Genomic DNA, 22,026 nt, shown 5'->3' with positions numbered 1-22,026 from the left:
ATGGGCGGACCTGTTCATCTGGCCCCTACCAATGCACAGAATCGGGACATGACACAACAGATTGAACTGACAACCGCCGAGCGACTCGAGGCGATCGAGTCCATCAAGCGCGTCTTCGCCCGGCGGCTGCGTTGCCTCGACGAGAAGGAGTGGGACGTCTATCCCACCCTGCACACCGAGGACGTGGTGTCCGAGACCTGGGCCGATGCCTCCGAGGACCGACGGCCGTCGACCGACGGGGTGTCGAACCGGGTGGTCGGCCGAGATCGTCTGCGAGACACCATCAGTTCACTACTGGACGGAGACGTGAAGATCACTACTGTCCACCATGCACACACACCCGAGATCGAACTGCTGTCCGACACGACAGCCCGAGGCACCTGGGCTATGGAGGACCACCTCTGGTGGCACAACGGCAACGTCGAGGAGCACCTCCACGGATTCGGGCACTACCACGAGGAGTACCGCAAGGTGGATGGTGAATGGTTGATCAGCTACCGGAGTCTCTCGCGAATCCGCGTGGACAAGACACCGGGGTTCGACGAACGATGACCAGTCGTTCGAAACACGTCGGTACGACACTCGGATGACGGTGCCATCCAGGTGAGACGGGCGGGTAGGCCGGGACCATTCCAGGCCTACCCGCCCGAACCCTAGGCGTCAGTAGACCCGACCCAGTCCGCCGTCGTGGTTGATCGAGGCACCTGTCACGAACCGGGCCTCCGCGGAGGCGAGGAATACGAACGCGTGCGCCACGTCCGCCGGCCTACTCGTCATACGCAATGGGGTCCTCTCGACGAGGGAGGATTCCGCCTCTTCACGGTCGGTCCACCTACCGGCCTTGACGTACTCGGCGAGCCCCTCTTCGATGAGCGGAGTCATGGTCACCCCAGGATGTATCGAATTGACCCTCACCCGCTGGGGGCCGAATTCTTCTGCTGCACAGAGGGTGAGCATACGGGCCGCGGCTTTGGACACCGCGTAACCCAGATTGCGAGGATTGGGCATGTACGACGCCATCGAGATGTTGTTGATGACAGCTCCACCCTCGGCGAATCGAAGATGCGACCGCGCCAGCGGCGGCAAACACGTCTTCATGCCGAGGAACAGGGCGTCGTGGTTGACCGCCATGACCCGACGCATCGTCTCCAGCGACGTCGATTGCACACCGCCGTGCACCGAGATGCCGGCGTTGTTCACCAGGATGTCGAGAGCTCCGAACGATTCCAGACATACGTCGACGACCTTCGCCCACGACGATTCGTCGGCGACGTCGTGTTCGACGAACACGAATCTGCCGCCGCCGAACTCAGCTTCCATCCGGGCCGAGATCGCGGCAGCCTCGCCGGAACGGAGATCGGTCGCGATCACACCCGCACAACCTTCGCGCAGGAACGCCTCGCAGATCGCGACTCCGATGTTCCCGTCCCTGCCCGCGCCGGTGACCAGCGCCGTCTTGCCCTGTAGACGTCCCATGCTCCCCGTCCGAGAATCGAAGTGCGGCCATGTCATCGCGGAACCGCGGCGTTGTCCTCCTCGACAGCTGTTCGGGTGAGCGTCGAGGCGGCGTGACGAGCGGCCACGTAGCCATAGACCAGACCCTGCCCGATCGTTGCGCCCGCCCCGGGGTAGGTTGCACCGAAGGCGTTCGCCGCAGTGTTGCCGATGGCGTAGAGCCCGTCGATGACCGCGCCGTCCTCGCCCAGGACGCGGCCACTTGCATCCGCGGTGACGCCACCGCAGGTGCCGAGGTCGCTGAGAACCATCTTCACCGCGAACAGCGTGCCCTCGAGGGCGCGCAGGTTGGGGTTCGGGCGGATGGTCGGATCGCCGTAGTAGCGATCGTAAGCACTGTCCCCTCGGCTGAACTGGGCATCTGTTCCGCTTCTCGCCGCCTCGCCGAACGACCGGAAGGTCGCTTCCAGCGCCTCGGCCGGCACGTCGATCAATGACGCAAGTTCCCCGGGACTCTCAGCCCGACAGGCGATTCCGGCGTCATACCACTCCTGCGGCAAAGGCTGGCCGGGGAACAATCCGCCGGCCATGATGTAACTGTTCCGGTATTTCTGATCGAAGATCATCCACATCGCCGAGACCGGCGACCCCGCGCGTTCGCGACGCAACACCTCCTGACCGAAAGACATGTAGTCGACCGATTCGTTGATGAACCGCCGTCCGCTTTGATCGACAACGAACGAGCCCGGGAGTGATCGCTCGGCCAACATCACCATCGGACTCTCCCCGGGCAAGGGAGCGAACGCCGGAAACCACCACGCCTGGTCCATCAGCGCCAGACCAGCCCCCAGGTTCTGCGACAACGCGATCGCGTCTCCGGTGTTGCCTTCGGCTCCCAGGCTCGCGTTGTCCGGCAATGCATCTGACTGGTACTTCCGGCGCCACTCGACATTGTGGTCGAATCCACCTGCGGCCAGAACGACTCCGCAACGCACATCGATGGTGGAGTCTTGGCCGTCCTGCCGGACGACGGCCCCGGTCACACGCCCCTCGGAGTCCTGCAGGAGCCCGACAAGACTCGTCTCGGTCCACACCGGGATCCCCGCGTTCAGAACACCCGCGTACATCCCCGCGGCCAGAGCTTGCCCACCGGCCGCGTACTCCCTTCCGAGCGCCATCCCGCCGATACCGAGCGCAGCACGACGCACGATCTTCGGAACGGCCCGCAATGGTTTGCGCACCATGAGGTTGAACCACTTGTAGTCAGCACCGGTGACGGGCATGGGCACCGGCGCCTCCATCACACCGGGACGAAGACGCCGCCGTTCGCGCCCGAGGACGCGCATGTCGAACGGGCGGCTCTCACACGTTCGGCCGTCGGCCCGGCCACCTGGCTGCTCAGGGTGATAATCCGAGTAACCCTTGGCCCAGAAGAACTTGAGCGGTGTTGTGCGCCCGAGCATCTCCACGGTGGCCGCCCCATTGTCGAGGAACGAGAGGCCCCGGTCCACCGGCGCGGTCTCCCCGACAACGGAACGGATGTACTCGCGCGCGGCAGGCAACGGATCTCGCGATTTGCCGTACTCCGTCAGTACCGAGCTTCCCGGAATCCAGAAGGCGCCGCCCGAGCGCGCCGTCGACCCACCTACATATTCGGTTTTCTCCACGATCAAGGTCGAGAGACCCAGCTCGTGGGCAGCCAACGCCGCCGCCATGCCGGTACCCGAACCGACCACCAGCAGGTCGACGGATCGGTTCGCCGCACGAGTGGCGGGGGGCGCCTGTTTCTTCGCCATGATCTCTTCACTCTCACATCGGGGACCCAACGGCCCGTAACCTACGTCACAGCCAGGCAGGGGCAGACTGGCGTTCCCATTGAGCGGACGGCGGCGGTGGGCCCACCTCGAACACCACGCGCCACGCCTCGAATGAGTGATCGGCTTCACATCGGCGACGTCGTGTGGCACTATTCCTAATAGAAACAGCCACGTGAAAGCCTTGTGGCCGAGTCAGCCCTAGGAGGCCCGATGACAGTGCAGGCAGATATCGACCACTCGACCCCGACCGCATTCCTGGATCGCGTGTCCCTCCTACTCGACTCGTTCGACGGGCCCGGACGCCTGACGCTGGCCCAGATCGTCCGTCGCACCGGCCTGCCGCGGTCCTCCGCGCACCGCATGCTCGACCACCTCGTTCAACTCCGATGGCTTCAACGCGAGGGTCGCCACTACACACTGGGTCTGCGCCTGATGGAACTCGGCTCCCTCGCCATCCACCAGGACGAGCTGCACGCCGCCGCGGTCGGACCCCTGATGCAGTTGCACCGAGCCACCGGGATGGTCGTCCATCTCGCCGTCCTCGACGGCGACGACATCGTCTACCGGGAGAAACTGGGCGGGCGGTACGGCGGGATGATCCCAACCCGTGCAGGAGCACGGCGGCCCGCCGCCCACACGGCAGTGGGCAAGGCACTGCTGGCGTTCGATGGCCGCCTCGGAGCCACCTACGACACCATCCGAGAGGACGGAATCGCCTACGAGCGAGAAGAATCCGTGTCCGGGTTCGGTTGCATCGCCGTGCCGGTCGGCCCCTTCGGATCCACGGTCGCGGCAGTCTCGTTGTGCGGGCCGGTCGGTCAGATGTCCTTCGATCACCGGTACGGCGGTCACGTTCGGATGACCGCCGCAACAATCTGGCGCAATCTCGACAAGCATGTCGCGCCTGTCCTGCAACGAGGTAGCTCGGTTCGAACGATGCCCGGCCTGCACGAACCGGCCAGGACGTCGGCGTGATCGGACACCGAGATCACCCCGGCAGCCGGACGGACTTCCTCCCGGTGCACGGGAAGCGCTGCCTCATGGCCGGTTTCGTCAGTGTTAGCCTCGCCGCATGACAGGCCAGACCATCTACATCGTCGACCGCGTGGTGGTGAACCCCGGTTGCGCCCGAGAGTTCGTCGAGGCGTACACCCGTGACTACGCGCCGACCGCGCGTGACCGCGGCATGAAACTCGACCGCATCCTCCTCAGTCCCCCAGTGTGGTTCGAGGACGAGGCCAACACCGTCACCGCCACGTGGACCGTCGACGGACAGTCGCAATGGTGGGCTACGGCGATCAAGGGCCGGCACGATCCCGCGCACGCCGAGTGGTGGACTCGGGTGGACCATCTGATCGAGAATCGGTCGCGGTCCATGGCTGCCGCGGTCGAGGACGTGGAAGGACTGTGCAATGTTTAAGGTGACCAGTCTGATTCACCTCAGCGACGCGTCCGATCACGTCAGTGCCGCCAGGCTCACCTCGGATCTGCGCATCGCCGCCGGTCGATCCAAGGTATCGAGATCGGTGGTGGAACGAACACTCCCCGGAGTTCGAAACGGCGGCGACGTGCTCGTCCACCTGCAATTCGAACGCCGGGAGGACTGGAACTCGAGCCGGTCCGAGTTCGATCATCTCCTGGGCCACTCGGCGATCCATCACGTGGATCAGGTCGAATACTTCCCGGGGCAGACCGGCACCCGGCGCAACGCCCACGGCTCCGTCTACCGCTCGCTGCTGCTGAGTGTCGCCGACGGCACCGACGACGAGGTCGTTCGACGGTTCGAGGACGAGACCCTCCGGATGCCGGCGCACGTCCGGACGATGACCAGCTGGCAGCTGAGCAGGGTCGACAATTCACGCGGATCGGTCCCGTACACCCATGTCTGGGAACAGGAGTTCACCGATTTGGCCGGGCTGACCGGTCCCTATCTCGCGCACCCGGTGCACTGGGGATACATCGATCGATGGTTCGATCCAGAGTGCCCGGAGGTGATCATCCGTGACCGCGTCGCACACAGCTTCTGCAACCTCGACGCCGCGGTCATCGAAGCCAGAGCCACCGAGCTGACCGCCTAGCTGACCAACACCCGTCGGCGAATGAAGTCGACTGTCTCGGAGAACAATTGGTCGGCTTGGGGCAGCCGACCGGTCATGGTGGCGAATCCGTGCATCACTCCCGCGTACCGGGTCTGCTCCACCGGAACTCCCGACTCGACCAGGCGGCGTGCGTAGTCCTCCGTGGCATCTCTGGTCACGTCGACCTCGGCCGTGATCAGGAGGGTCGCCGGCAGGCCGGAGAGATTCTCTGCGACAGCCGGACTGACGCCTGGATCGCGACGGGCCGCCGTCCCGGGTGCGTACTGATCCCAGAACCACTGGCAATCCGTCGGCGTCAGCAGACTGGTCGAGAGCTCCGGGTTGGAAACCCGCGCCTCGGCCGTCCCGTAGAAGACGATCTGCGCCAACGGCATCGGTCCGCCCAGGTCTTTCATCCGTTGGCTCAGTGCGAGTGCCAGAGCCCCGCCCGCGCTCTCGCCGGCGACCGCGGCAAGAGCGGTGTCACCGCGCAACTCGGGCGGGCCCGACTTGATCCACTCCCATACCGCGCAAGAGTCGGCAAGCGCTGCCGGGTAACGATGCTCGGGAGCCAGACGGTAGTCCACAGACACGATGTCGACGCCCGCAGCGACCGACAACGCGCGCAAGTACTCCTCGTTCTGATCCAACCCTCCGACTACGAACCCCCCACTGTGCATCCACATCACAACGGGACGCCCGCAGTCGACCGACGGTTCGTAGACGCGGACCCGGACACCCTCGGGTTCCGAGGGCACTCGTATGTCGAAAGCGGCGTGAATCGATGTGGTCACCGGTTTTGCCGAGTCGGCCAGCATCTGACGAAGCTCGGCGACGGGGGTGGCGGTCATCGAGGCCGGAAACCGGCCGGCCGCTTCATCGACGATTCGTTGCGCTGCGGGGGTTAGCGTCACGGTGGGCTCCGCTCGTGTTGGTCGATCCGGCGCGGACCGCAGACCGTACCGGATGATCGGATGTCGACTACATCGGGACAGACCATGAACCCCTGCCGTGCCCGTCGGGCACGGCAGGGGTTCATGGTCCGGGCAATTCAGCTGTTGGCCTGCTCGGCTTCGGCCATCTCCTTGGCCCACAACCATTCGTGGCCCCAGTAGCTATCCGCCGTGATCTCTTCCGAGGTGTAGAAGTCCTCGTTCACCAGTGCACCTTCGGTGCCGTACTCGATGTCCCAGCCGCCCGGGACGCGGACGTAGAAGGAGATCATCTTGTCGTTGGTGTGGCGACCCAACGTGGACGACACCGGGAAGTCGCGCTTGACGACCTGATCGAGGGCCATTCCCACCGCGTCGAGATTGTCCACCTCGACCATGATGTGAACCAATCCGGGGTCGTTGCCCTCTGGAACCGGCATCATCGCGAGGCTGTGGTGCCGCTGGTTGACACCGAGGAAGCGAATTCGCTGCACGCCGTACTCCGGCGGAACCGGGAGGCGCATCGCGCCGCGCGGTAGGAATCCGAGCGTCTCTGTGTAGAAGCGATAGGTCTCGTCGAAGTTGGGACTGGGAACGACGACGTGGCCCAGCCCCTGGTCGCCGGTGACGAATTTCTGGCCGTAGCGCGTGATCACCGGGCTGTGGTCGAGAACCGGACCGTGGAAGAACTCGAGGGGCGTACCCCCGGGGTCGTCCATCGTGAACGCTTCTTCGACCTTGCGCGCCTGCGCTTCTTCGAGGGACATCGGCTTGATCACATGGCCGGCCTTCTCCAGCCGATCCCGAAGACGTGCGAGTGCGAGCTGGTCGCGAACCTCCCAGCCGACCGCGCCGACTCGGTCGTGCTCGCTGCGTTCGACCACCAGGCGTGCACCGCGCTCGTCCATCCTCAGGTGGAGCTCGTCGTTCGTGGTATCGGCGCCTTCGGCGAATCCCAACACCTCGAAGGCCAACTCGCGCCACCGGTCGATGTCGGAGGCCTGCACGCGTACGTATCCGAGCCCTTTGACTTCACTCATCGTTTTTCCTTACTAGTTCGTTCTCGCCGACAGCTGTCGTTGACGTCAGATCATCACCCGGAGCGAACCCTGAGGATCGGCACCGAGCGAACTCAGCGCCGAAGCGTGGTACACCGTGCTGGTGACGTGGATGGCGTGATGCAGGCCGGCATGGGCGTCGCGCCAGAACCGCTGTAGGGGATTGTCCATGCGTAGCGCATTTCCGCCCGAGCGGTCGAAGATCTCGTCGGCTGCTCGCACCGCCCGCCAGGCAGCGCGGGTCTGATTTCGGCGACCGAGAGCCCGCCGCTCGAAGTCGATCTCCTTCCCGGCGTCGACCAGGTCGAAGATCTCGTCGACGTTTCCGAGCAGCTGCTGACGTGCTGCATCGATCTCGGCTGCGGCCTCACCCAACGCGTACAGGGTGTAGGGATCGTCCTTGATGGCGGTTCCCATCGCGCCCACCCGCTCGCGCTGGTAAGCGATACCCGCGGCGAGCACGCCCTCGGCCAGACCGATTGTCGCAGAAGTGATCCCGAGCGGGAACATCGTCGACCAGGGCATCTTGTACAGCGTCTCGGTGACGCCGTACTCCTTGGCCGTGGTTCCGTCCATCACGCCGGCCGCATCCATCACCCGGTAGTCCGGGATGAAGGCATCGTTGACGATGATGTCCTTGCTGCCCGTCCCGCGCAGGCCGACGACGTCCCAGCTGTCGGCCACGATCTCATAGTCTGAGCGCGGCATGATCACGTGAAGGCCCTGTGGCGGCATGAAGGGCTTCCCGTCGGCATCTCCCACGAATGCACCGAGGAAGATCCAGTCGCAGTGATCGGTTCCCGAAGAGAACTGCCATCGTCCCGACATCCGGTATCCGCCATCGACTTTGACCGCCACGCCGCCGGGCATGTATGGCGAGGCCTGCCAGGTGTCGGAGTCGTCGCCGAGGACCTCCTCCTGCGCCTTGGGATCCGCCATCGCCAGCTGCCATGGATGAACGCCGACGATGCCGCCGACCCATCCCGCGGACCCGTAGATACTCGCGGTCTTCATGACTGTCTCGGCGAAATCGCGGGGATGCGCTTCGAACCCGTCGAATTCTTTGCGGGCAAGCATGCGGATGATTCCCGCTTGCTTGAGGCCCTTGGTCATCTCATCGGTCAGGCGACCGAGAGACTCCGACTCGTCGGCCTGCGCCCGGATGTCGTCGGCGATGGCGACGATGTTGTCCAAGACCTGATGGCTCATGGTGCTTCCTTAGATTGCAGGGGTGGTGGGTCAGGATCCCGGGGTGGACAGAACGTTGCGTCCGGCCGCGACATTCGCGTCGACTTCGGCCTGCCAGTTCTTCAGCGCGCGCTCGGTGTCGATCTCGAACTCGAACCTGTTGGTCATCTCCGGGTCGATGTCCTCGACGTCGACGTAGAACTGCTCGTACCAGCGACGCAGCTGGTAGACCGGGCCGTCCTCCTCCGAGAGCAGCGGATTGTCGATGCGGGACTTGTTCTTCCAGATCTTGACGTCTTGCTCGAAACCGATGGCGACGCCCTCCGCGATCATGGCTGCCATTCCGTCCGCCTCTTCGTCGGTCAACCCCTCGGGCTTCTTGACGATCACGCCGTACTGCAGGACGAACGAATCCGCCGAGACCGGATAGTGACAGTTGATGAGGGTGACGTTGGATTCCTGGTCGTGGGGAACGTTCACCCACAGTTTGTCGATCATGAACGACGGCCCGAAGTAGGATGCGTCGGACATGCCTTCCTGGTCGTAGTTCGAACCGATGCTGGCGTCGGCAGCATCGGCGCGCGGCTTCGACTTCATGACCTGGGTTGCGACATGGCCTTCGAAGACGTTCTTGAAATAGGTCGGCATGCCGTAGTGGACGTAGAAGAAGTGGGCCATGTCGACGATGTTGTCGACGAGTTCACGACAGTGCGAACCGGTCACCTCGGTCTTCCGCCACACCCAGTCGGTCCAACCATCCTCTCCGTATCCCGCAACGGCCGGAATGGTGATGTCGGCGGGCGGCTTTCGATTCTGCGGATCGTTCCACACGTACAGGAGGCCGTTGCTCTCGAGCGTCGGCCACGACTTGGTGCGGGCCAGAGGCGGAACTCGCCGAGCGTAGGGAATGTCGGCACATTTTCCGTTGCCCTGCCACCGCCAGTCGTGGAACGGGCAAGCGATCGTGTTGCCCTTCACCGTGCCCTGGGCGAGGTTACCTCCCATGTGCGGGCAGAAGGCGTTGAGAACGTTCAGCTTTCCGTCCTCGCCGGCGAACACCACCAGTTCGGTTCCGAAAGCTGTGATCTGGTGGGGCTGGCCATCAGTGAAGTCGGTGAGCAGACCAAGGCAGTGCCATCCACGCGCATAGCGCGCCGGGGGCGTACCCGCCTCGATGATGCGTACTTCTTCGTTGGTATCGTTGATTGTCGCCATCTTGTCCTCCTGCTTGTGACGCTCGTTCTGCCCGAGATCGGCTGGGGGCAGAAGCTCTCTGACCTGTGATCAGTCTCTCAAGTCCGAACTGATGTGGGGCGCGCGTTCCCGCGCAGTGGGACAACCCGATCCGATCGTCCGCTCAGTGGGATGGGCGGACGCTTTCGATCGACACCCGTGGTACAAGTGCCATCAGTCGGTTTCTACCGCAACGTCTTTGACGTTATGACCGTCGGCGCCACATCACGCCTGTGGTGTCGCGACGTCCACCCCGAGGTACGCCTTCTCGATCCGCGACGGGTCGGCTCGTAGGACCGACGCGTCCTCTGTCAGCACGAGCTCACCATGGACGAGTACGACAGCGTGATCGGCGATCCCGAGTGCGAGGTGAACATGTTGCTCGACCAGCAGCACCGCCAGATCTTCCTCACCCGCCAGACGCTGGAGTACGGCGAGAATCTGGTCGACAATCACGGGGGCCAACCCCATACTCAGTTCGTCGATCAGCAGGACCTTCGGTTTCTGCAGGAGTGCACGGCCGATCGCCAGCATCTGTTGCTCACCGCCGGAGAGCCGCCCCGCGGCGGTGTGGAGTCGTTTCTCCAGATCCGGGAAGTAGTTGATGATCTCGTCGATTGCGATTCGCCTTCGCGACCGTTCCCGGACCGCCAGTCGGAGGTTCTGCGCGACCGTCAGAGAACGGAACAGTGCTCGGTCGTCGGCGACGAGCACGATTCCGGAGCGGACTGCCTCGCGGGGGTGTCCGCCGCGGATGTCACGACCGTCCACCGTCATCCGGCCGTCGAAACGGGGCAGCATCCCGGCGAGCGACATGAGTAGCGTTGTCTTCCCTGCTCCATTGGGTCCGAGCAGGCAGGTGATCCGGCCTCGGTCGACGACGAGGTCGACACCCCGCACGCACGGTCGGGTCCTGACGTAACCCGTGGTGACGTCCCGGCATTCGAGCAAGTTCACGATACGACCTCTCCGGTTATCTGGTTCTCCGACCGCTTGTCTCGAGTCGACCGCTCATCTTCGACCTCCACGGGCGTCCCGGTCGTCGCCGGCACCCCGAGGTATGCGCGAATCACCTTGTCATCGAGCATGATCTGTTCAGGCCGTCCGACCGCGATCACCTCACCCAGATCGACAACGACGATCCGGTCGCAGATGGAGAGGACGAGTTCCATGTCGTGATCGACGAGCAGAATCGAGGTCCCCTCGTCGCAGGCGGTCCGCAGGCGTTCACCGAGCCAACGGCTCTCCGAGCTGTCGAGGCCGGCCGCAGGTTCGTCGAGCAGCGCTACCAGCGGGTCGGCCGCCAGGACACGTGCCACGGAAACAAGCTGTCGCCGACCCTGTGAGAGTGTGCCGACCTCGGATTCTGCCTCATCTGCCAACCCGACCAACGACAAGACCCGACGCACGACATCTTGCGCGGGCTCTGCGGAGCGAGAGCGTGTCGCACCGACCGTGACGTTCTCCGTGACCGTCAGATCGTCGTAGAGCTCCACGTCCTGAAAGCTCCGACCGAGTCCTGCACGGCTCCGTTCATGCGGTCGGGCCTTCGTCAGGTCGACACCCCCGAGAATGACCGAACCAGTTGCACCGACAAACCCGGTCATGGCATCGATGACGGTCGTTTTGCCGGCCCCGTTGGGACCGATCAGCCCGACGATCTCGCCGGCATGGACCTCGAACGAGACGTCCGTGGCTGCGCGCACTGCGCCGTACTGCACACCGATGTCGCGCACCACCAACACAGGCTCTTTCGGCAACAGCGGCTCTCCGGCCACATCGCGTCGCGCGGCTTCCTCGCCATCACCTCGTGGCCGCGCTCGGCGCCGGACGACTGCCGGCCAGCGAACGGCCGGCAGTCGACTCGCGATCCCGTCCGGGTTGAGCGCGATCGTGACGATCAGGAGAATCCCGCTGATCACGGCGTAGTAGTCACCCAGGTCGAGGAACCTGTCCATCAGCAGATACAAGAGTCCACCCGGCGCCATGATCCCGGCCAGGATCCCACCGGTGATCGACGTGATCCCGGCGATGTACATCGTGGCGAACAACGAGATCCCGAGAAACACCGTGAACGGCTCGGGAGTGGCCAGCGTCTGTTGGTATGCGAGCAACGATCCGGCCAGGCCTGCGAGGAATGCGCCGATGGCAAACGCGATCAGTTTGGTGCGCGAGACGTCGATTCCCGCTGCGGCGGCGGATCGCTCGTTGGCCCGCACGGCGAGCATGTCGGTGCCCAGACTGCTGCGACGCAGCCAGGCGACCGCGAGGCCCACCACGATGAGCACGACCAGACACAACAGGGCGAAAGCCATCCGGGGATACTCGTCTCCACCCCCGATTCCGAGACTGATCCCGAAGATCCGCGGGGTGTCGACAGGCGCACCCTCCACCCCACCGTTCAGTGACGGGTTCCGGAACCAGAACGCTTCGAGGAACACCGCGAGGGCCAGGGTCACCACGGTGAGCGGTAGGCCGCGGACCCGCAGCGCCGGTAGTCCCACCACAACCCCGACGACAGTCGCGAATGCAGCTGCGACGATGGGTGCGAAGGGGAACGGGATCCCGAGGTGGGTGTTGAGAACGCTGATCGAGTACGCAGCGACCCCGGCAAGGGTGAGCTGCGCCAACGACACCTGGCCCGCATAACCGGTCACCACCACTTGCGACAGGGCGAGGACTGCGAGGATGATGCTCGTCACGATCGCTGCCCGATAACTACCCGATGTGGCGACGAGGGCGACCAGTACGACTGCAATGGAAACAACAGCTGGCAGCAGAATTCGATCCGGTCTGGGGGCCCGACCCAAATCCTGACGGATCAGTGCCCCCCTGTCCGGTAGCGGTCGACCCTTCACCACCAGGAATCCCACGATGAGGGCCAACGAGATAGCCTCGGACATACCGGTTTTGGGGAACCAGTCGAAGGTCGCCTGCAAATTGACCATCTCCGATTGCAATGCACCGATGGCAAGACCGGCGACGACGGTCAGCCAGATCGACGAGAAGTTCCCGACGAGTGTGGCCGCCAGAGCCGGGACGATGAACAATGAGTACGCGATCGGGTTCAGCGCGACGAGCGGCGCGATGAGAACGCCACTGAATCCGGCTACCGCTGAGGACAGCGCCCAGTTACTGAAAGCGATCTTGTCCGGTGACAAACCGGTCAGATATGCCCCCTTCTCCGATTCGGCGGCGGCCTCGGTCGCGACGCCGAATCGGGTGAATCGGAACATCAGGGAAGCGGCAATCGCGACCGCCACCACCACGAGCGCAAACCAGATGCGATCGGTGGGTGCAGTACTTGAGCCGATGCTGATCGTGTCGAGCTCGAATATCGGCTCGACAGGGACGATATCGGTGCCTGCCCGTTGAGCGATCAGCGCCTGTAGCACGATCATCAAGCCGATGGACGCCACCGCCTTGGCGACCACGGGCGCATGCCGCATCGGGCGGAATATTAACGCACAGAAGAGCATTCCGAGGAGCGCGGATATCACCACACAGATGCCTATCGCGGGAAGCACCCCAAAAGGTCGACCGAGGTCGACCGTCTTGGGGAGCCCCGGAACAGGGATCATCAGCTCACCCGTCCGCAGGAGCGCGTACGTGTACGCCGAATACAAAGCGATGGCACCAGTTGCGAAGTTCACGACCCCGGAGCTCTTGAATGTGAGAACCAGAGCCAGTCCTAGTGCGGCGTAGACCGCACCGTTGCCGAGGCCGAGGACGAGATAGGCGAGATGATCGGTCATCAGTGTTTCCTCAGTAGTCCGCGACGATGCGGTGACTAACCGGCCACTTGGAGGTCACGCGGAACCCCGTTGTCGTCGATGGGACCGTACAGCGTCTGCGTCGAGCAGATCGACGGCATCATGGGAACCGGCTTCTTGCTGCAGCCGAACACGATTCCACCGCTGGCCGGCATCTCAACGTCTGAGGTGGCCTGCAGCGCTTTTTTGATGGCAGCCGCATCGACGTCGCCGCTGAGCCCGGCGGTTGCATTGACGAGGGCCATGACGACCTGGTAGCCCGACGACCCCTCCCCCGTCAGCGACAGATCGGGTGCGTACTGGCCCATGACCGAGCGGTAGAGGATCGAGTCGGGGCGGTCGGAGTAGGCATCTGTCGCGGTGATGCCCATGTCACCCTCGACTGCTGAAATGCCGACCACGTCCAGCACGTTGGGACTCAAGCAGACGGTGTTGAGAACCTTCTTGGTGTCCGGGGCTGTTGTCTGGACCGCTTTCATCACCGAGGTGCACAGCGCGGCGTCGGAGATGATGCTGATGCCGTCCGGATTGTCGGCCATGCCGGCCGCGACCAGCGGCGTGGGGTCCGGGACCCCGAGTGCAATCGGTACGACGTTGAGTTCGATTCCCTGGGCGTCGAACACCGGTTTACCCATCTGCTCGATGATGCCGGCGATACCGCCGCCGTCACTCGCGAAGATCGTCATCGACTTCACGCCTTGCGCTTTCGCCGCGGTGGCGGTCGCGGTCATCGTTCCCGGGAGCCCGGAGGCGAGGGCAAACGAGTCGGGCGAGGTGACATCGAGCTGCGAGACGCCGTTCAGCGTGACGTAGGGAATCCCGGCACCGCCGACGATCGGCACGATGGCCGACCCCTGCGAGGTTCCGGGCGTGAGAACGGCAGCTACCTTCTGTTCGACCATCTGATTGGCGCAGTTCGTCGCCGAGGTCGGCTCCTCGGCCTGTTTGCAGATCACGAAATCGATGGCGTGACCGCCTGCGAAGCCGCCTCCGTTGTTGTTGACATATTCGACAGCGGCCTCGGCGCCTTCGCGCCATTCGGGAATCGACACCGCGCCGCCGCCCTCGGTGGCGATGAATCCGATCTTGACCGGCGACCCGGCGGCCGCGTCGCCGGGTAGCGCGGTGGTGGAGGCTTCCGCGGCTGAGACGCCGTCGCCGTCACTGCTGCTACACGCTGTGACTCCGAGCGCCGCGGCGAGAAGAATTCCACCGAGACCTGCGACAGCGCGCCGCGAGTGAACCGAACCGCTGAGTTTCATGATCTTGTCCCTTCGGGTGTCCGTGAGAGCGCGGCCGATTGGGATACTCGGCACACCCGCCCCCCAGAGTGATGACCATCACTGTGATCGTCAGCGATTATCGGCGCCCATGACAGGCCGCCGGTTAGCCATCCTCCCGCCCACTGGGAAATGTCCGCTTTCATCCAGGATCTCGTCCCAAACGACGCGCTCGGGACGGCGATCCACACCGGTGACCGGCGCCCGCTGACCGGGAACGACCGGGCACAGCGGACGAGTTACGGCGTAGAACCGTTCTCTGACACTGACATCACCGAGGAGCGGAACATTCATGAAACAACTCGAGGGGCGCATCGCCGTCGTCACCGGCGGAGCCAACGGAATCGGGCTGGGTCTGGCCACACGATTCCTGCACGAGGGCATGCACGTAGTCATCGCCGACAACGACGACGCGAGCCTGAAACGCGCGGCGGCCGAGCTCTCCCTCCTCGGGGAGGTCGAGACCGTTCACGCCGATGTCGCCGACGAGCACTCAGTACGTGCGCTCGCCGACGCCGCGGTCGCCCGTTTCGGCGCCGTCCACGTTCTCTGTAACAACGCCGGGGTCGGCGGCATGCAGCGGTTCTCGACCACGAATCTGGACACCTGGCGTTGGACTGTGGGGGTCAACCTGTGGGGAGCCATCCACGGGTGCAACATCTTTCTTCCCATCCTGGCGGACCAGGACGAGGCATATATCGTGAACACAGCCTCGATGGCCGGGTTCCTGACCACTGCCCCGCTGCATCCCTACGCGGCCTCGAAGGCCGGCGTCGTCGCACTGTCCGAGACACTGGCCCACGAGTTCGCGACCGAGTACCCACACATCGGGGTAGCGGTCCTGTGCCCTGCATACACCGCCACATCGATAGCCGACGACGAACGGAACGCCCCGAACGGCCACGTTCCCAGATCGGTGGCCGATCCCGAACTGGAATCACTCCGCGCCAAGGTCAATGCCGACATCGGCGCGGGGGTTCCCACGGAGACCGTGGCCGATCTCGTGGTCCGCGGTATGGCTGCTCGCAAGACCCACATCTTTCCGTCGCCGGAGTGGCTGAACTACTGGCAGGATCGCGTCGACCGCGTGAAAGCGCAGCTGTGAACCGCCCGCAGGGAGCCTGACCAGCGCACGCTGCTCGTCGACCGGCCCCACGATTCAGGCGTGCCGCGGCTCTGCGGTCCGCGCGGACCGCGGCAAGCACAGCGCCGCGACGACCGAGACGACCACGGCACCCAACGAGACCACAACCGCCCACGTGAACCCCGCCGTCGACGGTGCCGTCATATCACCCCCGGCGACCTCGGTGACGTTGTTGGCGAGGATCATTCCGGTCACCGCGGCGGCAGCGGCCAGGCCGACTATCCGCATCAGTGCGTTCAGGCCATTGGCCTCACCGGTCTGCTCGACCGGGGTGGCCTCCATGATGAGCGTCGGCAGCGTCGCGTAGGACATTCCGGTCGAGGTACCGATCAGACAGGTGATGACCACGAGAAAGACTATCGGGAAAGCCCACCCCACGAGGAGCGCGACAAGCAGAGCACACAACCCGACGATCGCGATCAGACTCGCGATGACGAGGGTCACGCGTACCCCGAGCGACCTTCCGAGTCGAGCACCGACATTCGACGATACGAACGCGGCCAAGCCAGTCGGCGCCATGAGCAACCCGGCCGACAGCATCGACACACCGAGTCCGTTCTCCGTCGAAGCCGGCGCCATGAGCATCTGGATGGGAACCAGTTCCATACCGTAGAACGCGAAAGCGTTCATCAGGCCGATGACGTTTCCGAGCATGACCGCACGCAGTGTCGCGATCCGGAGGTCCAGCAACGGATTGCGTTTCCGGCGTTCGTAGTTCACCCAGACCACGAATGTCGCAGCGGACAGTCCGAACATCGAGAGCGTCAGCGAACTCGTCCATCCCCACTCGGGTCCCTTGCTCAGGGGCAGGAGCAACGTCAGCAAGATGACACTCAGTCCGATCGCCCCGAACAGATCGAACCGCCCCCCGGTCCGATTGCCGATCACCTTGATCAGGGCGACGATACCGACGAAGCATGCCACTGACCCGGCCACCGAGATCCAGAACAACTCACGCCAACCGAATGTCTGCGCGACGAAGGCTGAAAACGGCAGGCCAAGAGCGCCGCCCACGGCCAGGGACGAACTCATCATCCCGACCGCAGTTCCCAACCTGTGCGCCGGCACGAAATCCCTCATGATGCTGATCCCCACGGCCACGAAGGCGACCCCGAGACCTTGAAGGGCACGACCGACCAGGAAAACGGTGAGCCCCGGGGCGACCGCACACACGAGCGACCCGACGGCCACTCCACCGACGCAGAAGAGCAGAACGCGCCGCTTTCCGACCATGTCGGCAACACGGCCGGCGATCGGGGTGGCCACCGCGCCGACGGCCATGGTCACCGTCACTGCCCACGACGCGTTGCTGGCGGTGGTGCCGAGCATCACCGGCAGCATCGGGATCAATGGAACGATCAATGTCTGGGTGAGAGACATCGCGATCCCCGCCACGCAGAGGACGACGACACCGAACATGGTCTTCGACGCGTCACCACCGCCACCACGCGACTCAGACATCGCCGCGTCCTCGTCAGCCGGGGACGTTCCGCATGGCTCTACTGCGTGCTCCACGAGAGCTTGCTCCTGTTCTCAGCGCGTCCACGACCACCCGTGGACAGTTGTTCCACGCACCGGCTCGACTCGGCGACACAGCCGGCAACTGCTGGGGCCACGGTGCCGAGATGCGATGTCGACCACCAGAGCGCACCAAGGGCGAGTACCAGCTCGGCGAGGGTCACGAGCAGCGACACGTGCATCGAGGCAGGGATCGCGACGCGATCGGCGGCCATCGTGACGCCGTGCTGATGGGCGACCCCGCCGACCGCGGCAGCCATATGAAGTGCGAGCATCGCGACCGACATGAGTGCGGTGAGGGCCCACAGCCTCGTTGTCGGGTCGCGAACGAGGTGGACACCGCAGACAACACAGCCCGCGGCCATGGCGAGCCAGACGATCGAATGCGCGAAACCCATGTGTCCCATCACCATGAGATGCGCTGCCCCGTTCAACAACGCAACGCACAATGCTCCTAGTCCAAGAACACGGTGCAACCACATCAGGTTCGCGGACCCACTCGGCCGATGCCCTGCTGTCGACTCCCGGCGAACTTCATTGCTAGGACGCGTGGCCGTTGGTGCCGTTGGCGCCGTTGGTGTGCGTCGTACAGTGGCCGCCCATCGACGGCGCAGGTACGTTCAGCGTGGGGTTCCGGTCGAAGAAATTGTAAGGGCGCAGACTGAACTTCGCGTAGTCCATCGGCATGATCGGCCAGTCCTCGGCACGAGGGAAGTGCGTCAACCCGAAGGTGTGCCACAGAACCAGATCCTGCCCCACCAGCGACTCATCACCCGAGATGAAGTCCGGAATGCCCTCACCTGCCGGACTGTTCGTCACGAAGTCACCTGAGGCATAACGTTCGGCAGGATCATACTTCGTCACGAACAGATGCTTGGTGGCGAAGGCCGCTCGCTTTGCCACCCAGGACGAGTCGTCCGCCATGAGCGTCGGACCGTCCACCGGATGCAGAACATAAGACGCCGGGTGGCCCAATCGATTCCGCGAATCGGTCGAGGCGATCTGCCACACCCGACCTCGGCCGCCGTCCGCGACCCGGCCTGAGTCGCGCTCCGAGACAATTGGTGTGATCGACTTGGTGAACGCGTTCCCGTTCGGATTGCTCTCGGAGATCGGCAATCTCACGGCGTCGATCTCGTTGACGACGTTGGCGGATCCGTCGATGTCGAGGTCGAGTCGAGCGTTGAAAAGGTGCTGGTGATAGGGGGCCCCGAGCCCGGGCGCGACTTCGGAAGCGAACGGATACGGACCGTCGTCGCCGTCACCCGGATACGCCGACGTGAAGAGGATACCGGTCAGCTTTGCTTCGCACTCGATTGTGCCGTCGAGATAGAGGTACCAGAAGAATCCGTAGTCGTAGTTGCCCACATTGGTGAAGAAGGAGATCACGAGTCGTCGAGACCGGCGGACCTCGTTCGCGCCGGTGAACGGGTCGGTGTGCTTCCACAGAGATCCGTAGTCCTCCTCGTGCATGCAGATCGCGTTCGCGATGCGGCGCGGCACACCTGCCTCGTCCGCGAAGAGGCCATCGAAGTACTTGATCTCGCCGACGCAGTCGCATCCGAGTTCCAACGAACTCGTGAACCTGCCATAGATGATCTCACCTGCATCGAAGTAGTTCTGCCAGAACCGGTTCGGACCAGGATCGCCGTAGGGCACCACCATCTCGCTGATCGAACCGCGATACATGACAGATCGATCGACACCCTGGTCGTTGAACGTGACCTGGTGGAGCACCAGACCCTCTCGGACATCGAACCCCACGCGGAACTTCCAGTTCGCCCACGTGACATGCTCCCCGTCGACGGAGAAGCTGGGACCTTCGGGCTGGGTGATCTCGATCGGCTTGAGCCCCTCGAGCGGAGGGCCCTGCACCTCGGGGTCGTCATAGTTGCCGCTCTCGGCCGGGATGTCGAACACGTGCGTGTCGATCACCTTGAGCACCGCACCGCCGGTCAGATCCACATATGCCGACACTCCGTCCACCGGATGAGCCCACGGGTGATCCTTCTTGTGGTCCATTCGGAAAGCGAGACACCGCGAGATCAACCGACCCTCTTCTTCGGCGTATCCGAAGTTTCCCGCGGGCAGGGCGATGACCTTGACATCAGCCGGGGTGACGCCGCGAGCCGCGAGCGCATCGATCCATTGCTTGTTCTCGGCCAGCACCTTCAGGATCTTCGCGGCTTCGGAATCCAAGACGGGCAGACGGCCTCTGGACCCGTCGACGTCGACCGAGCCGACCACGGCCCCCTCGGACAGGGAGATCACCAAGTCGGTGCACTTGCCGGAGTCGACATCCTGCAACCACACCCGTGCTCGCCGATCGGGTGCCGGCACGTCCCCCGCCATCCACGCGCGGAATTCATGCTTCGGTGGTTCCTCGAGACCTACGTAGGAGAAGCGAGTGCTCTCGGTGTAGTAGGGCAGGCCATTCACGATACCGCGCACGACATCGAACTCCGCGCTGCTCAGGGACGCCAGCGGGTGGACACTGGCCACCGGGCGCTTCTCGGCGAGTCCAGGCTCGTTGATGGTCATCTTTGGAACTTCCCTTCGCTGTAGGCGATCGTGATTCGGGACGTGACGTCGATCAGGTAGCGGCGTCGAAGACCTCGGAGTAGATCGCGGATTCCCTTGTGTCAAGCACGATCTCCATGCTGGACAAGAGGAGCGAATCGACGCCGACCCGAGCCGCACCGTTGACTATCCCGCTGGAAAGTGCATGCGGACGGCCGTCGATGATCTTGTTGACGAGGATGTAGGACTTGAAGTCCAGTGTGTTGTCATCGCCGTTCGAGACCACGATGTTGGACGAGTTGTGCCGCAGCGGATATGGACTGGCGAGGCGGTGCTTCTCCTGCCAGGCCATCACCTCGTCGACGCCCGTCGCGTCGATGCGGATGAAGTCCTCGTACGAGGTCGTTCCGGTGTCGCTCCGGCACTTGAACGCGAAATCGTCGACCACCAGAGACCGCAGCGCGGTCGGATCCCATTCGTCGTAGTGGAACCACCAGCTACTCACGAGCTGGATCACATCAGTCGCGCCGAACACGCCTTCCGGGGATCGCGATACCATGCCCTCACACCTCACTCATCGATCTCATGCACTCTGACTCGATCTCGAGTGTCACCGGCGTCGCGGGTTTGTCGTAGGCCTTCTCCCATTGGGCGGAAATAAGGGTCTACGCGTCGGCCGCCACCGACCGCACGGACCCCTCCGGTCGGCCGATCTCCATCTCCCGGCCAGCGGGAACAGTCGTTGCGCGAGCCGCAGCCCGGTGGGGTAATTCCACGTACCAATCCCAACCAGGTCGGTGTGACACCCCGCCGCCCCACCGAGTACAACCCGGACTGCGCGCTCGGCGCAGTCGGCCTTCGGACATCGTGCCGGGGTCGACCTCAGTGGAGCGCGACTGCCGTGTCCGGCCCCGAAGGAGTGAGCAATGACCCAGGCACTACACCCGATGGCTCGAGCCGTTCCCACGAAGTTCATCGAGAACATCTACACGCCGGATGAGATCGAGCTGCTGTTCGATGTCATTCGGCATCGCGAGCCGCTGCGTCTGATCGCGGCGCAGCACTTCAACACGGCCGAGGAGTACTTGGCCGTTGCCGGCGCGAAGAGTCGCGACCAGAACAAGAAGCTGCAGCTCTCGGATCTGCTCACACCCACCTTTCGCGGCTACCTCGGGGATCAGGGCGTCTCATTCGAAGAGCGGACGCAAGACCTCTACTACAGTCGTCGCCTGCTCGACATGATCAAGACGATCCACGGCGGTCAGTACGCTTTCCCGACGAACTACACGTTCAACGTCCGCGCTCCAGCTCACAGCTTCGATGCCGGACACCTCGACGGCACCAGTTTCCGCGGGATGACCATGCAGAACACCCCGCTGTGGCTGATCGGAATCATGGCCAAGTCCGGCCTGTTCGAGAGGTGGGAGTTCAAGACCGGCCAGGTGATCGCATACTTCTACAACTCGGACGTAGACGGCGGTTTCACCTACTGGCAGGACGGACCCGACAAGCCGCCGAGCCGTCTCGCCGCACCGTTCCACAACAGCGGGGTACTCATGAACGCGGAGCGGGTGTTCCATCGTGGCGAGGCGAGCGGCCCTCGGGACAAGAGGTCCATCCCCAAGCTCGCCTTGAACTCGCTCATCTCCGGCGACGGCGACCACGAGTGGGTCATTCGCAATGACGGTGAGGAAATCGCACGCTATCACGACGACGAGATGCGATTCCTGTTCCATTACAGTGCATACGTTTTCGATGATCTCGCGGATGTGAAGCGTTATCTCGACCATACGGACAATCTGACCGCGGACCGTGTCTTCGAGATGTTCATCGCCGATCTCGATGCGCGCGGCGTGAAGTACGAGAAGCCGTCGGATCCGATGAACGACGAAGCGTTCAAGGCAGTCCTTGCCCAGACCTATGCGATGGCCCCGACGAGCTACCCCGCCGAGGCACCGCTCGATGTTCCGGGTGCAGCCTGACCTGCTCGAGTACCAGACCTCTCACAGCGACTGCTGCGGCCGATTATC

The 22,026-nt window shown here is 63.8% G+C and carries 19 protein-coding genes; 6 read left to right on the top strand and 13 right to left on the bottom strand.

What is annotated here, in order from left to right; translation table 11 throughout:
* Positions 1-48 precede the first annotated feature (48 nt).
* Positions 49-552, top strand: a complete 504-nt coding sequence (locus BCM27_RS04805; RefSeq protein WP_004023208.1) for a nuclear transport factor 2 family protein — start codon at positions 49-51, stop codon at positions 550-552.
* 108 nt (positions 553-660) lie between these two features.
* Here BCM27_RS04805 and BCM27_RS04800 read toward each other — a convergent pair whose 3' ends face one another.
* Positions 661-1,476, bottom strand: coding sequence for an SDR family NAD(P)-dependent oxidoreductase (locus tag BCM27_RS04800; protein WP_004023209.1), 816 nt, complete (start codon positions 1,474-1,476; stop codon positions 661-663).
* Positions 1,477-1,508: 32 nt separating this feature from the next.
* The gene (locus tag BCM27_RS04795; protein ID WP_004023210.1) at positions 1,509-3,251 is read right to left on the bottom strand and encodes a 3-ketosteroid-delta-1-dehydrogenase; all 1,743 of its coding nucleotides are present in this window, start codon (positions 3,249-3,251) and stop codon (positions 1,509-1,511) included.
* 231 nt (positions 3,252-3,482) lie between these two features.
* Here BCM27_RS04795 and BCM27_RS04790 point away from each other — a divergent pair, with 231 nt between their 5' ends.
* From BCM27_RS04790 to BCM27_RS04780, 3 genes are all read left to right on the top strand, one after another.
* Positions 3,483-4,247 (top strand): IclR family transcriptional regulator, encoded by a 765-nt coding sequence (locus BCM27_RS04790; RefSeq protein WP_004023211.1) that lies wholly within the window; start codon positions 3,483-3,485, stop codon positions 4,245-4,247.
* Positions 4,248-4,344: 97 nt separating this feature from the next.
* A complete protein-coding gene (locus BCM27_RS04785; protein ID WP_004023212.1) occupies positions 4,345-4,692 on the top strand; it encodes a hypothetical protein in 348 nt (115 codons plus the stop codon).
* Positions 4,685-5,350 carry a Dabb family protein gene (locus tag BCM27_RS04780; RefSeq protein WP_004023213.1) on the top strand — a complete coding sequence of 222 codons (666 nt, stop codon included), beginning with the start codon at positions 4,685-4,687 and terminating at the stop codon, positions 5,348-5,350. Before BCM27_RS04785 ends, BCM27_RS04780 begins: the two co-directional genes overlap by 8 nt.
* On the opposite strand, the gene BCM27_RS04775 is transcribed toward BCM27_RS04780, so the two are convergent.
* The 7 genes from BCM27_RS04775 to BCM27_RS04745 form a co-directional block, all read right to left on the bottom strand.
* Entirely contained in the window at positions 5,347-6,264 is a 918-nt protein-coding gene (locus BCM27_RS04775; RefSeq protein ID WP_004023214.1) for an alpha/beta hydrolase, read from the bottom strand. The genes BCM27_RS04780 and BCM27_RS04775 overlap by 4 nt on opposite strands.
* A gap of 137 nt (positions 6,265-6,401) precedes the next feature.
* Positions 6,402-7,322 carry a VOC family protein gene (locus BCM27_RS04770; protein WP_004023215.1) on the bottom strand — a complete coding sequence of 307 codons (921 nt, stop codon included), beginning with the start codon at positions 7,320-7,322 and terminating at the stop codon, positions 6,402-6,404.
* A gap of 45 nt (positions 7,323-7,367) precedes the next feature.
* Complete coding sequence (locus BCM27_RS04765; protein ID WP_004023216.1) at positions 7,368-8,549, bottom strand: acyl-CoA dehydrogenase family protein; 1,182 nt, start codon at positions 8,547-8,549, stop codon at positions 7,368-7,370.
* Positions 8,550-8,579: 30 nt separating this feature from the next.
* The gene (locus BCM27_RS04760) at positions 8,580-9,743 is read right to left on the bottom strand and encodes a 3-ketosteroid-9-alpha-monooxygenase, oxygenase component (protein ID WP_004023217.1); all 1,164 of its coding nucleotides are present in this window, start codon (positions 9,741-9,743) and stop codon (positions 8,580-8,582) included.
* Between the two features lie 243 nt (positions 9,744-9,986).
* On the bottom strand, positions 9,987-10,718 hold the full coding sequence (locus tag BCM27_RS04755) for an ABC transporter ATP-binding protein (RefSeq protein WP_004023218.1): 732 nt from the start codon (positions 10,716-10,718) through the stop codon (positions 9,987-9,989).
* Positions 10,715-13,516, bottom strand: a complete 2,802-nt coding sequence (locus BCM27_RS04750) for a branched-chain amino acid ABC transporter permease/ATP-binding protein (protein WP_004023219.1) — start codon at positions 13,514-13,516, stop codon at positions 10,715-10,717. Before BCM27_RS04750 ends, BCM27_RS04755 begins: the two co-directional genes overlap by 4 nt.
* A gap of 35 nt (positions 13,517-13,551) precedes the next feature.
* The gene (locus BCM27_RS04745) at positions 13,552-14,796 is read right to left on the bottom strand and encodes an ABC transporter substrate-binding protein (protein WP_004023220.1); all 1,245 of its coding nucleotides are present in this window, start codon (positions 14,794-14,796) and stop codon (positions 13,552-13,554) included.
* A gap of 310 nt (positions 14,797-15,106) precedes the next feature.
* Here BCM27_RS04745 and BCM27_RS04740 point away from each other — a divergent pair, with 310 nt between their 5' ends.
* Positions 15,107-15,919 carry an SDR family NAD(P)-dependent oxidoreductase gene (locus tag BCM27_RS04740; protein WP_004023222.1) on the top strand — a complete coding sequence of 271 codons (813 nt, stop codon included), beginning with the start codon at positions 15,107-15,109 and terminating at the stop codon, positions 15,917-15,919.
* Between the two features lie 54 nt (positions 15,920-15,973).
* Here the strand turns inward: BCM27_RS04740 and BCM27_RS04735 are convergent, their stop codons facing one another.
* The 4 genes from BCM27_RS04735 to BCM27_RS04720 all read right to left on the bottom strand — a co-directional run bounded on the left by BCM27_RS04735 (position 15,974) and on the right by BCM27_RS04720 (position 20,555).
* Positions 15,974-17,419: an MFS transporter gene (locus BCM27_RS04735; protein WP_004023223.1), complete on the bottom strand. Its 1,446-nt coding sequence runs from the start codon at positions 17,417-17,419 to the stop codon at positions 15,974-15,976.
* 38 nt (positions 17,420-17,457) lie between these two features.
* Entirely contained in the window at positions 17,458-17,874 is a 417-nt protein-coding gene (locus tag BCM27_RS04730) for a hypothetical protein (RefSeq protein ID WP_141638837.1), read from the bottom strand.
* Between the two features lie 142 nt (positions 17,875-18,016).
* A complete protein-coding gene (locus BCM27_RS04725; protein ID WP_004023225.1) occupies positions 18,017-20,017 on the bottom strand; it encodes a primary-amine oxidase in 2,001 nt (666 codons plus the stop codon).
* A gap of 52 nt (positions 20,018-20,069) precedes the next feature.
* Positions 20,070-20,555 (bottom strand): hypothetical protein, encoded by a 486-nt coding sequence (locus BCM27_RS04720; protein ID WP_004023226.1) that lies wholly within the window; start codon positions 20,553-20,555, stop codon positions 20,070-20,072.
* Between the two features lie 367 nt (positions 20,556-20,922).
* On the opposite strand from BCM27_RS04720, the gene BCM27_RS04715 reads away from it, so the two are divergent.
* Positions 20,923-21,978 carry a hypothetical protein gene (locus tag BCM27_RS04715; protein ID WP_004023227.1) on the top strand — a complete coding sequence of 352 codons (1,056 nt, stop codon included), beginning with the start codon at positions 20,923-20,925 and terminating at the stop codon, positions 21,976-21,978.
* Positions 21,979-22,026: the final 48 nt, after the last annotated feature.

Source organism: Gordonia terrae (assembly GCF_001698225.1).
Lineage (GTDB): Bacteria > Actinomycetota > Actinomycetes > Mycobacteriales > Mycobacteriaceae > Gordonia > Gordonia terrae.
Note: the sequence above shows the minus strand (reverse complement) of the source record. Positions and strands in the feature narration are given on the sequence as shown.

Excerpts from the sequence above, each read along its gene's own strand:
- BCM27_RS04780 (WP_004023213.1), top strand. The coding sequence starts at position 4,685 with ATGTTTAAGGTGACCAGTCTGATTCACCTCAGCGACGCGTCCGATCAC.
- BCM27_RS04790 (WP_004023211.1), top strand. The coding sequence starts at position 3,483 with ATGACAGTGCAGGCAGATATCGACCACTCGACCCCGACCGCATTCCTG.
- BCM27_RS04745 (WP_004023220.1), bottom strand. The coding sequence starts at position 14,796 with ATGAAACTCAGCGGTTCGGTTCACTCGCGGCGCGCTGTCGCAGGTCTC.
- BCM27_RS04770 (WP_004023215.1), bottom strand. The coding sequence starts at position 7,322 with ATGAGTGAAGTCAAAGGGCTCGGATACGTACGCGTGCAGGCCTCCGAC.
- BCM27_RS04750 (WP_004023219.1), bottom strand. The coding sequence starts at position 13,516 with ATGACCGATCATCTCGCCTATCTCGTCCTCGGCCTCGGCAACGGTGCG.
- BCM27_RS04795 (WP_004023210.1), bottom strand. The coding sequence starts at position 3,251 with ATGGCGAAGAAACAGGCGCCCCCCGCCACTCGTGCGGCGAACCGATCC.
- BCM27_RS04735 (WP_004023223.1), bottom strand. The coding sequence starts at position 17,419 with ATGTCTGAGTCGCGTGGTGGCGGTGGTGACGCGTCGAAGACCATGTTC.
- BCM27_RS04720 (WP_004023226.1), bottom strand. The coding sequence starts at position 20,555 with ATGGTATCGCGATCCCCGGAAGGCGTGTTCGGCGCGACTGATGTGATC.
- BCM27_RS04715 (WP_004023227.1), top strand. The coding sequence starts at position 20,923 with ATGACCCAGGCACTACACCCGATGGCTCGAGCCGTTCCCACGAAGTTC.
- BCM27_RS04800 (WP_004023209.1), bottom strand. The coding sequence starts at position 1,476 with ATGGGACGTCTACAGGGCAAGACGGCGCTGGTCACCGGCGCGGGCAGG.
- BCM27_RS04725 (WP_004023225.1), bottom strand. The coding sequence starts at position 20,017 with ATGACCATCAACGAGCCTGGACTCGCCGAGAAGCGCCCGGTGGCCAGT.
- BCM27_RS04765 (WP_004023216.1), bottom strand. The coding sequence starts at position 8,549 with ATGAGCCATCAGGTCTTGGACAACATCGTCGCCATCGCCGACGACATC.
- BCM27_RS04740 (WP_004023222.1), top strand. The coding sequence starts at position 15,107 with ATGAAACAACTCGAGGGGCGCATCGCCGTCGTCACCGGCGGAGCCAAC.
- BCM27_RS04805 (WP_004023208.1), top strand. The coding sequence starts at position 49 with ATGACACAACAGATTGAACTGACAACCGCCGAGCGACTCGAGGCGATC.
- BCM27_RS04730 (WP_141638837.1), bottom strand. The coding sequence starts at position 17,874 with ATGGGTTTCGCGCATTCGATCGTCTGGCTCGCCATGGCCGCGGGCTGT.
- BCM27_RS04785 (WP_004023212.1), top strand. The coding sequence starts at position 4,345 with ATGACAGGCCAGACCATCTACATCGTCGACCGCGTGGTGGTGAACCCC.
- BCM27_RS04760 (WP_004023217.1), bottom strand. The coding sequence starts at position 9,743 with ATGGCGACAATCAACGATACCAACGAAGAAGTACGCATCATCGAGGCG.